The following is a 12545-nucleotide window of genomic DNA, read 5'->3' as shown; positions in this document are numbered from 1 at the left end:
CTGCCGTTCCCGGTCGTGCGGGGGCAAGTGGCGGACGCGGACGCGGTGTTACGTGGGTGACGGAACGGGCTCAGTAGCCGGCCGGGCGCACCAGACCCGTCTCGTAGGCGTGGACCGCGGCCTGGGTCCGGTCGCGCAGTCCCAGCTTGGACAGGATCCGGCCCACGTGGGACTTCACGGTCTGTTCGGCCACCACGAGACGCTCGGCGATCTCGGTGTTGGACAGACCCTGCGCGATCAGGGCCAGCACCTCGGTCTCACGTTCCGTCAGTTCACCGGTGCGGGACTTGAGCTGGGCACGCGGACCGGCACTCACCCGGGCGAACTCGGCGATCAGCCGCTTGGTGATGTTCGGGGCGAGCAGGGCCTCGCCCTCCGCCACCACCCGTACCGCATGGGCGAGTTCCTCGGCCGAGGCGTCCTTCAGGAGGAACCCGGACGCACCCGCGCGCAGCGCCTCGTAGACGTACTCGTCGAGATCGAAGGTGGTCAGGACGAGAACCTTGACGGTGGCGCCGTCGGCCCCGGTGACGACGCGTGTCGCCTCTATGCCGCCGAGCCGGGGCATGCGGATGTCCATCAGGACGACGTCCGGGGTGAGTTCGGCCACCTTCTCCACGGCGTCGGCACCGTCCACCGCCTGGCCGACGACCTCGATGCCGGGTTCGGCGTTCAGCAGCACCGTGAGGCCCTGCCGGACCATCATCTGGTCGTCGGCGATCAGAACGCGGATGGCCGTCATCGGGTGTCCTCGGCAAGGTCGGCGGGCGCGGCGGGACCGGCGGGCTCCGCAGGGGGCGGTGCGGGCAGTATCGCAGTGACTTCGTACCCGCCGTCGGGGGTTGCTCCGGTGGCGAGTTCGCCTCCCAGCATCGCGGTGCGCTCGCGCATGCCGAGCAGGCCGTGACCGGCGCCCGGGGTGGGCGGGGCGGGGCGGTCCGGCGCGGTGTTGGTGATCCTGACCGTGACCCCGGCCGCCCGGTGGCAGATCTCCACCCGCACCCGCGCACCCGGCGCGTGCCGCATCGCGTTGCTGAGCGCCTCCTGCACGATGCGGAACGCCGACAACTCGACGCCCGGCGACAGTGGACGCGGTTCCCCGGTGGTCGCGACGGTGACCGTGAGCCCGGCACCGCGCGCGTTGCCGATCAGTTCGTCGAGCCGTTCGAGGGTGGGCTGCGGGGCGTGCCGCACGGCCTGCGGCAGGGGGTCCTCGGAGCGCAGTACGCCGAGCACCCTGCGCAGTTCGGTGAGCGCGTCGACCGCGTTCCTGCGGATGCCCTCGACATTCTCCCTCAGCTCGTCGGACGGGTTCTCGACCAGGTGCGGGACGACCTGCGCCTGGATGGAGATGACCGACATGTGGTGGGCGACCACGTCGTGCAGCTCGCGTGCGATGCGGTTGCGCTCCTCCAGCAGGGTGCGTCTGGCACGCTCCTCGGCGGTGAGCTCCTCCTGCTCGACCAGCTGTGTACGGGCCACCGCGAGGCCGTGCAGCGCGACACCCATCACCACCGTGATGACGAGGACGGCGACGGCGAGGCGGATGTCGTTGGCGCTGCGCCAGGGGGTGCCCGCTCCACAGAGGAGCCCCGCGAGCACGGTGATCGTCAGGGTCTCGGCGGCGATCCGGGGGCGCATCCGCAGCGCGACCAGGAACAGCACCCCGGCCTGCATCGCGATCCCGGCCCCGCTCCAGGGGAACGCTCCGTTCCACGGCACCCGCGACCCGAAGCCGGAGTTCGCGGCGAACGGGGTGACCAGCACCATGATGAGCATCGACGCCCACCAGGCCTGGACCGGGCGGTACAGAGCGACGACGATCGCCGCCGACTGGACCCCGGCGAAGAGGATGCCGAGCTGAATGCCCATCCCGAAGTCGAAGGCGTACTGGTTGCTGCCCGCGATGAGCACCCCCACCGCGAACATCAGCAGTGGCACCATGATCACCGGCCGCCACTCCAGCCAACGCGGCTGCCCCGACTGCCCGTTCGGGTCGACCGCCGAGGTCGCGAGGTCCTCGCGCAGGGTACGGGGCAATGCCCGCAGTACCCGCGCCGATCGCTTCACCATGTCCCCCCGGTTCACAGCTCGCACCTTAGACACGTCGTGTCGCCATCGATCCGGCGGGTCGCCCCTCGCGGACGACCAGGTTCTTCGTTCGCCGTGACCGCCGCTGCTCGTAACCGCGGAACGCCAGCCAGCAGATCAGCAGCGCCCCGGCGAACACCGGCAGCCAGGCCAGCCGGACGAGTACCCAGCCGGGTCCGTCGGGCACGGTGTGCAGGCCCGGCAGCGCCCCGCCCGCCAACAGGCCGGTCGCGGTGACCGCGATCATCGCGGTCTGGTGCCACAGGAACACCGTCATCGCCGAGAGATTCACCGTCGCCACCACCGCCCACAGTGCGGGGCGTCGCAGCAACCGGCGCAGCGGGCCGAGCAGCAGCAACGCCGCCCCGCACTGCGCGAGGCCGAAGGTGACCACGACGAGGGTCGGCGGGTCGAGGTTGGAGATCTCCACACCGGGCACCCCGACCATGGCCGCGGGGTAGCCTGCCCACAGGACCAGTCCGGCGGTGGCCGCGGCCCCGCCGAGCAGCAGCGTCCAGCCGGTCCGGCGGCTGAGCAGCTCGCCGCGGGACCAGGCCGCGCCCAGGCAGTACGGCACCAGCCAGCCAGCCGCCACGTTGACCGAGGCGAATCCGCCGGGAGCGTCCAGGCCGAACCGGTAGAGGTCGACGACCAGCACGACGGCGAACGGCCACAGCGGATGCAGTTTCGCCACCAGCGGGGTCGCCGCCGTCAACGCCACGAAGACCACGATGAACCAGAGCGGGGACCACACCAGCTTGCACAGGGCGCGCACGGTGTCCTGGTCCACCCCGGAGGCGAGCATCGTGCACGCCGCCACGGTCCACACGACCGGCACCACGGCCATCGGACGCAGCAGCCGGCCCATCCGCGTGCGCAGCCACCGGCCGTAGCTCTCGCCCCGGGCGCGGGCGGCGGCATGACTCCTCGCGCCGACCAGCCCGCCGACCAGGAAGAAGACCGCGAGGGTCTGGAGCATCCAGGAGACCGGGGTGAGGCCGGGCATGTACTGGAGCGGACTCGCTCCGTGCACCGTGCCGCTGTCGACGACCAGTGCGGTCACCAGCCAGTGGCCGAGGACGACGCCGAGGATGGCGATGGCGCGCAGTGCGTCGACGGCGCGGTCGCGGTCGGCGGGGGTGGCGGATTCGATCCGGCGGGTGAAATCACGCATGGTGCCCTCCCGGGGTCCTGGCGGATCCGGCCGCGCCGGCCACGATCCGGGCGATGTTCCTCAGTGGTTCGGAACCGGTCTTCAGGTAGTCGCTGTGACCGCCGGAGCCCGCCGCGAAGATCTCGGCACCGAACCCGGGCGAGACCGGGTCCGCTCCGAACCCGATGTCCGCGAAGGGCAGTCGGAGCTCCACGTGCGGTACGTCCGCGATCCAGTCGTGGCCGGCGCGGCCCGCCCAGACGGTGGCCGGGGTGTGCAGGGCGGCGGCGTTCCGGTAGCCGGTGCCCGGACTGCCGTACAGGACGATGTCGGCGACCCGCAGTCCGTGCGCGGCCCGTGCGCAGACGACGGAGCCGTAGGAGTGGCAGAGGACGGTGGTACGGGCCGCGGGCTTGAGCCGCATCAACTCTCCTATGAATCGCACAAGTTCGGGGGCGGCCTCGACGGCCCGCCCCGAAGTGAGCGAGGTGGGGCTCACCGTCGCCGGCGTCCGGTATCCGAGCCAGGCGACCACCGCCGACCGCTCGCCCAGTTCCTTGCGCAGCGCGAGCGAGCCGTTGCGCAGGCGCCAGTAGTGGTCGATGTCGATGCCCGCGCCGGGGACCAGTACGGCGATCCGTTCCGCGTGTGACAGATCGCCGACGACCTCGACGCCGCGGCCGCCGTCGCGGCCGTCGAAGGCGAGGAAACGGCGGTCGGGGGCGGCCATGGTGTGCAGCGCGGCAGCGCGCCTGCGGTCACCGTGACGGGCCGCCGCCCGCTCGGCCGCGCCGATGTCGGCCCGCGTCGCGGCGTACCGCCCGGCGAGGGCCTCGGGCGCGGCCGTACGCAGCGGGCCCCGGACGGCCGGAGCGGGCGCCGGTACGGCCGCGGGGCCCGCCGCGCCCGAGACCGGCACCGCCACCGAGGCGGCCACCAGCGCGGCGAGCAGGCCGCGGCGCAGGCGGGACCTGCGCGGATGGGACGGCATGACGGGTTGTTCCTTCCGTACCTGGTGGCTTCGGCGCTTCGGCGCTTCGGTGCGTCGGTACAGAAGCTATGGACGGGGCCCTGTAGTCGGCGTCCCACCGGGGTGTGAACCTTTTCCGTAGCTCTCAAGGACTACGGGTATGACACGCGGTCAGTTCCGGGCCGGACCGCTCCGGCAGGGCCTCCGCTGTGCCGTTGGTACAGTCGCAGCCCGGATCGTCGTACCAGGAAGAGGCCAGCGGACCATGGCGGTGGACGCCCTAGACACCCGTATCCTCCGGCTGCTCATCGAGCAGCCGCGTACCAGCGTCCGCGAGTACGCGCGCATCCTCTCCATCGCCCGGGGCACCCTCCAGGCCCGGATCGACCGGCTGGAGCGGGACGGTGTGATCACCGGTACCGGGCCGGTCCTGTCCCCCGCGGCGCTGGGCCACCCGGTGCTGGCCTTCGCTCATCTGGAGGTCACCCAGGGGCATCTCGACGAGGTCGGCGAGGCGCTCGCCGAGGTGCCGGAGATCATCGAGGCCTTCTCGACCACAGGCGGCGGGGATCTGCTGGCACGGGTGGTGGCCCGCGACAACGGACACCTGGAGGATGTGATCCAGCGGCTGATCCAGTTGCCCGGAGTGGTCAGGACACGTACCGAGGTGGCGCTGCGGGAACGGGTGCCGCACCGGCTGCTTCCGCTGGTCGAATCGGTGGGCCGTACAGCGGCGGGCGGGCGGAAGTGATCACCGGCTTGGCGTGCTGGACGCCATGAGTTCTCCGCACCTCCCCGAACCGGCCGTCGTCTTCGATCTCGACGCCACGCTGGTGGACAGCGAGCCGAACTACTACGAGGCGGCGCGCCGCCTGCTGGCGGAGCACCGCGTGCCCGGCTTCACCTGGGCCGAGCACCTCGGGTTCTTCGGCATCGGCGTCCACGAGACGCTGGCGGCCCTGCGGGACAGGTACGGGATCGAGGCGCCCGTCGGCGAACTGGTCGCGGGCCAGAACGCCCTGTATCTGGAACTGGCCAGGACGTCGACCGAAGTCTTCCCCCAGATGTGGAAGTTCGTGGAGCGGCTGCACCTGGACGGCGTCGCCATGGCGGTCGCGTCGGGTTCGTCGCGAGCGGAGATCGAGGCGGCGCTGGAGATCGACTCGGTGATCGACCCGGCGGACTCGCGTTCCTGGATCCTCTCCGCGCTGGACGGCCGCGAACCGGAGAGCACCGCCGCGGCCGCCCCGCCCGGCGGTCACCGTCCGTTCGTCGACACCTGGTGAGAGGAGCGCGGCCGACGGGAAAACACACGGTTCGTCCCCGCCCGCCGGAGCCCGGCAAGGACGGCGGGGCACTCGACGGGACCACGAGGTCCGGCGGCCCGATATCCTGATCTTGCCGCGCGCCCCCCACCTCGCCCCGATCCCGGTCGGGTCGCCGCCGTGGCAGCAGAAGCGGCCCACAATTCGAGATTGGTGCACAGGTGCTGGTAGCTGGTCGGTACCGGTTGATTTCCCCCATCGGCCGCGGCGGCATGGGCGAGGTGTGGCGTGCCGCGGACGAAGTGCTCGGCAGAGCGGTCGCCGTGAAGCTGCTGCTGGGCGGCCACGCGGACGAGTCGGCCACCGCCCGGTTCCGGCTGGAGGCACAGACCGCGGCCCGCCTGAGTCACCCTCATCTGGTGGCCGTGTTCGACTTCGGGGCCTGGGAGGACCGCTTCTTCCTCGTGATGGAGCTCGTCGAGGGCCGGAGTCTGGGCGATCTCCTCGCGGCCGAGGAGCGGCTCGGCGCCGAGCAGGTCGCCCGGATCGCGGGCCAGGCGGCCGCGGGTCTCGCCGCCGCCCATCGCCAGGGCATCGTGCACCGTGACATCAAGCCCGGGAACCTGATGCTGGACGCCGAGGGGTCCGTCAAGATCGGCGACTTCGGCATCGCCCAGTTCGTCGACGACCCGTCCGCCGCGCTGACCACGACGGGACAGATCGTCGGCACCAGTCTCTATCTCGCCCCGGAGCGTGCCCTGGGCCGTACGGCCGGTGCGGCGTCCGACATGTACTCCCTCGGCTGTGTGATCTACCAGCTCCTGTTGGGAGATCCGCCGTTCCGCTCGGACACGGCGACCGCCACGCTCTATCAACATGTCGATACGCCGCCCGTACCGCTCAGGCAGCGGGGCGTCGACCTGTCCCCGGCCTTCGACTCCTACCTGCTGGGGCTGCTCGCGAAGCAGCCCGAGGACCGGCCCGGCGCCCAGCAGGTCGCCGAGTGGTTCCAGGGCGATGCCTGGCGTGGGCAGCCGGAGCCCCTGCCGATGTACGCCCCGGCCCCGCCCGCGGCGACCGGCGCTCCGCACGTTTCCGCACCCGCGGGGACGGGCATTCCGCGCCCCCCGGCAGCCGCGCCCGCGTACGGCCGCGCCCCGACGGCCGGCTCCGCCGAGCAGGGCGCCGGCATGGCGACGTATCGGCTGCCGCAGTCCGGCGGCCGCAGACGCCGCCCGGCGGAACGGGCCGCACCCGCCCGGCGGGGTTCCGGCGCCCGGGACGCGATCAGGCGCCGGCCCAGAGTGGCGAGCGCCATCGCCGGCACGGTCGCCTTCATCGCGGCCGTGTACCTGGGGATGACCCTGTTCTCCCCGGACTCCGGCTCACCCGGCACCCCCGACTCCGGCCCGACCGCGACCACCGGGCCGCAGTCGAACGCCCCCTCGTCCGCACCGGAGCAGCCGGCACAGGACGAGGAGGGTGACGAGGAGGACTGACTCCGTCACCGCGCCTGCGGGGCTACGGCGGCGGACAGGCCCTGTTGCAGCAGGGTCAGTTCCTCCGGCGTGAGCCGCAGCGCACCGGCGGCCACGTTGGCCTCCAGATGGGCCGGATTCCCCGTGCCCGGGATGGCCAGCACATGGGAGCCCTGATGCAGCGTCCACGCCAGCCGGACCTGAACGGACGAGACCCCGTGGGCGCGGGCCACCGCGAGGATCTCCGGTCGTTCCGACCCGACGGGCCCCGCCTCGCGCCCCTCCCCCGCGATGGAGTAGAAGGGCACGAAGGCGATTCCCTCTTCGCCGCAGATCCGGAGCAGCTCCGACGAGCCGGGAAGGGACGAGTCGACCGCGAACCGGTTCTGCACGCAGACGACGGGTGCGATCGCCCGCGCCTCGGCCAGCTGTGCCGGCCGGACGTTGGAGAGACCGAGGTGGCGGATGAGCCCCTTCCCGCGCAGCTCGGCCAGCACGCCGAAGTGCTCGGCGATCGGGGCGGGCCCGTAGGTGCGCAGGTTCACCACGTCCAGGTGGTCACGGCCGAGCTGACGGAGATTCTCCTCGACCTGCCCCCGCAGCTGTTCGGGCCGGGCCCAGGGCAGCCAGCCACCGGAGGGGTCACGGCCCGGCCCGACCTTGGTGGTGATGACCAGGTCGTCCGGGTAGGGCCCCAGTGCCCGGTTGATCAGCTCGTTCGCGGAGCGCAGCGACGAGAAGTAGAAGGCCGCCGTGTCGATGTGGTCGACGCCGAGCTCCACCGCGCGGCGCAGCACGGCGATGGCCCGGTCGCGGTCGCTCGGGGCCGCGTCGTCGTCGAACGCCGCGCCCCTCTGCGTCAGGCGCATGGCGCCGAATCCGATGCGGTTGACCGTGAGGTCGCCGAGCCGCCAGGTGCCCGCCGCTGCTGCCGCAAGGGTCTCCGTGGTCATGATCCGAGCCTTTCCGTCCGTATCCCGCAGTCGGCTGCATCGGGGCGGTGGAGCTCCACCCACCAGGCAGACTTGCAATCAATCGTCGTCACTGGTACGTTGATTGCGAGAACTGTCTCCTCGTCAGATTCTGTCATGTGTGCAGGATAATGGCGGGCGCCTGTTCCGTACAGCCCCGTTCCCGGCCTGCGACCCATGCGTCAAGCAACCGTCAGGACCCTCCGCCCCGACGTCAGCGCTTCGTCAACGGACGCCGTCGGGACCGGCGGTCGCGCTTAGCGTCACTGCCATGCGACGCCACATCACCCGGAGCGCTCCCGGCCCTCACGGCTTGCGACCGCCCCCCTCCGGCATGACCGCCCATGACCACGGCTGGGCCGCCGACCTTCGTTTCGCGATCCACTGCTCCGTGGCGCTCTTCGGGCTGCTGCTGACCGTCGACGCGGCGGCCGGTCGTCTCACCTGGCCGCGCGCCTTGTTGTGGACCGGGCTGGCCGCCCTGTTGTGCGCGGTCCTGGTGCCACCGCGGGTCCGGGCGGGCGTCGGCCGCCTCTCCTGCCGGGGCCTGTTGCGCGAGCGGACCGTGCGCACCGACCGGCTCGTGTCGGTGCGCTGGTCGGACGGCGTGGCCCAGCGCCTGGTGCTCCGTGACACCGACGACTGCCGGGTCGAGGTCGACCCGGAGGTGTTCCTCGCGAATCCGGCGCTGTGGCACCGACTGGACGAGGACGCCCGCGGCTGCGTGGAACGCGGGACGCTGCGATGCGGAGTGACGGCACTGCGACAGCTGTCCGACCGCATCGACCGCAGGCACGCGCGCACGGTGTTCACGATCTCCGGACTGGAGTGACCACCGCGCGCACCACCGACGTTGTGCGATCCCACCACCGCGGCTTGACCAAACTTGCCAAGTCCCCCGGCACCCCCCGCAGTTCGTTGACGAGTCCATGACGACGTGTGAGTGTTCGGTCGCTCGATCACGGGCACCGGGGGGCGCGGGCGGCCGGCCACGGCCGGGGCAAGTGCGTCATGGTACGCGGCTGCCCGTGATCGAGGCCCCCCGAATCAAGGAGCCTCGATGAAACTCAGACCGATGACGGCCGGGACGACCCTGGCCGTCCTCGCCGGAATGCTGGTCGTCACCGGCGGGCAGTCTGCATCCGCCGAACCGTCCCCGCCCGCCCCGAGCGCGCTCTCGGCCGCCGTGTCGGCGGCCGACCGGGCCGCCGCCAGTGGTCTCGACACCCTGGCGAAGGGGCCCGAAGAGCGGTACGAGAGACAGATGGTGACCCCTTGGGTCAAGGGTCTGTACTCCGTCGCGTACCAGCGCACCTACCGCGGGCTGCCGGTCGTCGGCGGGGACGCCGTCGTGGTGGCCGACTCCGAGGGCCGGGTCCGCGGCACCCAGTCCGCGGTGTCCCGTCGGATCAACGTGCCGACTACACCGACCATTTCCGCCGGGGCGGCCGAGACCACCGCCCGCAAGAAGCTCCGCACGGTGCAGCGGGTGGAATCGCACCGGCTCGTGGTCCGTGCCACGGACAAGTCCTCCCGGCTGGCCTGGGAGACGGTACTCACCGGGCGCACCGCCAAGTCCCCCAGCCGGCTGCATGTCTTCGTCGACGCGGGCACCGGCAAGGTGCTCGACAGCTACGACGACGTCAAGGCGGGCACCGGGAACAGCCAGTGGAACGGCCCGTCACCGCTGGCCATCGACACCACCGCGTCCGGCAGCAGCTATTCGCTGCGTGACCCGAACCGGCCCGGCCTGAGCTGCGCCGACTACGGCACGGGCAGTGTCTTCAGCAAGTCCAGTGACTCCTGGGGCACCGGCAACGCCTCCAGCAAGGAGACCGGCTGCGTCGACGTCATGTGGGCGGCGCAGCACGAGTGGAACATGCTCAAGGACTGGCTCGGCCGCAACGGACACAACGGCAACGGCGGCAGCTGGCCGGTCGAGGTCGGGCTGAACGACGTCAACGCCTACTGGGACGGCTCCTCGGTCTCCATCGGCCACAACAACGCCAACCAGTGGATCGGCGCGATCGACGTGGTGGGCCACGAGTTCGGCCACGGCATCGACCAGTACACGCCCGGCGGCGCCAACAACGAGTCCGGTCTCGGTGAGGCCACGGGCGACATCATGGGCGCCCTGACCGAGGCGTACACCAATGAGCCGACGCCGTACGACGACCCCGACTACACCGTCGGCGAGAAGATCAACCTGGTCGGCAACGGGCCGATCCGGATCATGTACAACCCGGGGCAGATCGGCGACCCGAACTGCTACAGCTCCTCGATACCCAACACCGAGGAGCACGCCGCGGCCGGTCCGCTCAACCACTGGTTCTATCTGCTGGCCGAGGGCTCGAACCCCGGCGGCGGCAAGCCGTCCAGCCCCACCTGCAACAGCTCCTCGGTCACCGGTGTCGGCATCCAGAGCGCGGGCAAGGTCTTCTACGGCGGCATGCTGCTGAAGACGAGCGGGATGACCTACAAGCGCTACCGCACGGCCACGCTGACCGCCGCGAAGAACCTCGACCCGGGCTGTGTGCTCTTCGACCGGACCAAGGCCGCCTGGGACGCCATCAGCGTTCCCGCGCAGAGCGGCGACCCCGCCTGTACGCCCAGCGGCAACAACGACTTCACGATGTCCCTGGACCCGGCGTCGGGCTCCGTGAAGCCGGGCAGTTCGGTGACGGCCACGGTGCGGACCTCGGTCACCTCCGGGAGCGCGCAGGCGGTCGGCCTCACGGCGAGCGGTCTGCCCAGCGGTGTCACCGCGACCTTCAGCCCGTCGTCGGTGCAGGCCGGAGCCTCCTCGACGATGACCGTGTCGGCGTCCTCGAACGCCGCGCCCGGCGCGTACACCTTCACGGTGAAGGGTGACGGCACCCAGAGCCACACCGCGCAGTACACCCTGACCGTCGACAACGGCGGCGACAACCCCGGCGGCGGCGCACCGGACATCAGCATCGCCAACGTGCAGGCGCACCTCACCCAGCTGAACACCATCGCCACCCAGAACGGCGGCAACCGCCGGGCCGGCAGCGCCGGTTACACGGCCTCCGTCGGCTATGTGAAGAGCAAGCTGCAGGCCGCCGGCTACACCGTCAGCGAGCAGACCTGCACCAGCTGCACCTACCAGGGCAACAACCTCATCGCCGACTGGCCGGGCGGCCCGACCGACCAGACGATCATGTTCGGCGCCCACCTGGACGGCGTCTCGGCCGGCCCCGGCATCAACGACAACGGCTCGGGCTCGGCCACCCTGCTGGAAAACGCCCTCGCGCTGGCCCAGCGGAACCCCACCATGACGAAGCACGTCCGCTTCGCCTGGTGGAACGGCGAGGAGCAGGGCCTCCAGGGCTCCGAGCACTACGTCGGCCAGCTCAGCGCGGCCCAGCGCAGCGCCATCAAGGCGTACTACAACTTCGACATGGTGGCCTCGACCAACGCCGGCTACTTCATCAACAACGTGAACTCGGCCGCCTCGGCGCCGATGAAGGAGTACTGGGACTCGCTGAACCTCGCACCGGAGGAGAACGTCGAGGGCCAGGGCCGGTCGGACGACTACTCCTTCCAGCAGGGCGGCATCCCCACCTCGGGCTACGCGACCGGCGCCAGCGACACCAAGACCTCGGCGCAGGCCGCCAAGTGGGGCGGCACGGCGGGCCGTTCCTACGACTCCTGCTACCACTCGTCCTGTGACACCACGGCCAACATCAACGCGACCGCGCTCGACCGCAGCGCCGACGGCGTCGCGTACACCGTGTGGAAGACCTCGGTCGGCACCACCGCGCCCGCCGACGACTTCTCCCTCTCGGTGAAGCCGGTCACCGGCAACGTCCAGCCGGGCGGCTCGGTCACCGCGAGCGTGTCCACCGCGACCACCGGCGGCTCCGCGCAGACCGTGAAGCTGACGGCCTCCGGCGCGCCGAGCGGGGTCACCGTCTCGTTCGCCCCGGCGTCCGTGCAGTCGGGCTCCTCCTCGACGATGACCGTCTCCGCCGGGGCCCAGGCCGCGGCGGGCACGTACACCATCACGGTGACCGGGACCGGCACGGCCACCCACACCACCACGTACTCGCTCGTCGTCGGTGGCGGCAGCACCTGCCAGGCCCGGCAGGTCGTCGTCAACGGCGGCTTCGAGAACGGTGTCGCACCGTGGACCCAGACGGACGGCGTGATCAACAACCGGACGTCGGAGAAGCCGGCCCACACGGGCGCGTACACGGCCTGGTTCGGGGGCTGGGGATCCACGCACTCGGACACGGCCTCGCAGTCCCTGACGATTCCGGCGGGCTGCTCGACGTACAAGCTGTCGTTCTATCTGCGCACCGACACGGACGAGTCGGCGGGCGACCCGACCGCGTACGACACATTCACCGTGAAGCTGGGCACCAAGACGCTCGCGACGTACTCCAACGCGGACGCCGCCGGTTCCTACGCCCAGAAGACCTTCGACGTCGGCGCCTTCGCCGGCCAGACGGTCACCCTCGGATTCACCAGCAGTGAGGACGCCTATCTGCAGACCAGCTTCGTCGTGGACGACGTGACGCTGAACGCCGGCTGATCCTCCGTCGGTGTGCCCTCCGGGGCGGGGCGTGTGCACACACGTCCCGCCTCCGGTGT

The 12545-nt window shown here is 71.3% G+C and carries 9 protein-coding genes and 1 pseudogene; 5 read left to right on the top strand and 5 right to left on the bottom strand.

Annotated features, from left to right (window positions below):
* Positions 1–70 precede the first annotated feature (70 nt).
* The 4 genes from OG611_RS22775 to OG611_RS22760 are packed head-to-tail and all read right to left on the bottom strand — an operon-like array spanning position 71 to position 4235.
* A complete protein-coding gene (locus OG611_RS22775; RefSeq protein WP_266423144.1) occupies positions 71–742 on the bottom strand; it encodes a response regulator transcription factor in 672 nt (223 codons plus the stop codon).
* Entirely contained in the window at positions 739–2073 is a 1335-nt protein-coding gene (locus OG611_RS22770; RefSeq protein ID WP_266426121.1) for a sensor histidine kinase, read from the bottom strand. The genes OG611_RS22775 and OG611_RS22770 overlap by 4 nt, the downstream gene beginning before the upstream one ends.
* A 25-nt stretch (positions 2074–2098) precedes the next feature.
* Positions 2099–3265, bottom strand: coding sequence for an acyltransferase (locus OG611_RS22765; protein ID WP_266423141.1), 1167 nt, complete (start codon positions 3263–3265; stop codon positions 2099–2101).
* Positions 3258–4235, bottom strand: coding sequence for an alpha/beta hydrolase (locus OG611_RS22760; RefSeq protein WP_266423139.1), 978 nt, complete (start codon positions 4233–4235; stop codon positions 3258–3260). The genes OG611_RS22765 and OG611_RS22760 overlap by 8 nt, the downstream gene beginning before the upstream one ends.
* A gap of 244 nt (positions 4236–4479) precedes the next feature.
* On the opposite strand from OG611_RS22760, the gene OG611_RS22755 reads away from it, so the two are divergent.
* The 3 genes and pseudogenes from OG611_RS22755 to OG611_RS22745 all read left to right on the top strand — a co-directional run bounded on the left by OG611_RS22755 (position 4480) and on the right by OG611_RS22745 (position 6978).
* Positions 4480–4965 (top strand): Lrp/AsnC family transcriptional regulator, encoded by a 486-nt coding sequence (locus tag OG611_RS22755; RefSeq protein WP_266423136.1) that lies wholly within the window; start codon positions 4480–4482, stop codon positions 4963–4965.
* Between the two features lie 25 nt (positions 4966–4990).
* Positions 4991–5374, top strand: a pseudogene (locus tag OG611_RS22750) (HAD family hydrolase); the annotation flags it as partial.
* Between the two features lie 377 nt (positions 5375–5751).
* Positions 5752–6978, top strand: coding sequence for a serine/threonine-protein kinase (locus OG611_RS22745; protein ID WP_266426119.1), 1227 nt, complete (start codon positions 5752–5754; stop codon positions 6976–6978).
* 5 nt (positions 6979–6983) lie between these two features.
* On the opposite strand, the gene OG611_RS22740 is transcribed toward OG611_RS22745, so the two are convergent.
* On the bottom strand, positions 6984–7910 hold the full coding sequence (locus tag OG611_RS22740) for an aldo/keto reductase (protein ID WP_266423133.1): 927 nt from the start codon (positions 7908–7910) through the stop codon (positions 6984–6986).
* Positions 7911–8262: 352 nt separating this feature from the next.
* Between OG611_RS22740 and OG611_RS22735 the strand changes: the two genes are divergently transcribed.
* Both OG611_RS22735 and OG611_RS22730 read left to right on the top strand, forming a co-directional pair.
* On the top strand, positions 8263–8760 hold the full coding sequence (locus OG611_RS22735) for a hypothetical protein (RefSeq protein ID WP_266423130.1): 498 nt from the start codon (positions 8263–8265) through the stop codon (positions 8758–8760).
* Between the two features lie 243 nt (positions 8761–9003).
* Positions 9004–12486, top strand: a complete 3483-nt coding sequence (locus tag OG611_RS22730; RefSeq protein WP_266426116.1) for a M28 family peptidase — start codon at positions 9004–9006, stop codon at positions 12484–12486.
* Positions 12487–12545: the final 59 nt, after the last annotated feature.

It is taken from the genome of Streptomyces sp. NBC_01363 (genome assembly GCF_026340595.1).
Lineage (GTDB): Bacteria > Actinomycetota > Actinomycetes > Streptomycetales > Streptomycetaceae > Streptomyces.
The sequence above is the reverse complement of the archived record's forward strand: the minus strand, read 5'-3'. Positions and strand labels throughout refer to the sequence as shown.

Coding starts and splice junctions, on each gene's coding strand:
- OG611_RS22775 (WP_266423144.1), bottom strand. CDS start 742: ATGACGGCCATCCGCGTTCTGATCGCCGACGACCAGATGATGGTCCGG.
- OG611_RS22770 (WP_266426121.1), bottom strand. CDS start 2,073: ATGGTGAAGCGATCGGCGCGGGTACTGCGGGCATTGCCCCGTACCCTG.
- OG611_RS22765 (WP_266423141.1), bottom strand. CDS start 3,265: ATGCGTGATTTCACCCGCCGGATCGAATCCGCCACCCCCGCCGACCGC.
- OG611_RS22760 (WP_266423139.1), bottom strand. CDS start 4,235: ATGCCGTCCCATCCGCGCAGGTCCCGCCTGCGCCGCGGCCTGCTCGCC.
- OG611_RS22755 (WP_266423136.1), top strand. CDS start 4,480: ATGGCGGTGGACGCCCTAGACACCCGTATCCTCCGGCTGCTCATCGAG.
- OG611_RS22745 (WP_266426119.1), top strand. CDS start 5,752: ATGGGCGAGGTGTGGCGTGCCGCGGACGAAGTGCTCGGCAGAGCGGTC.
- OG611_RS22740 (WP_266423133.1), bottom strand. CDS start 7,910: ATGACCACGGAGACCCTTGCGGCAGCAGCGGCGGGCACCTGGCGGCTC.
- OG611_RS22735 (WP_266423130.1), top strand. CDS start 8,263: ATGACCGCCCATGACCACGGCTGGGCCGCCGACCTTCGTTTCGCGATC.
- OG611_RS22730 (WP_266426116.1), top strand. CDS start 9,004: ATGACGGCCGGGACGACCCTGGCCGTCCTCGCCGGAATGCTGGTCGTC.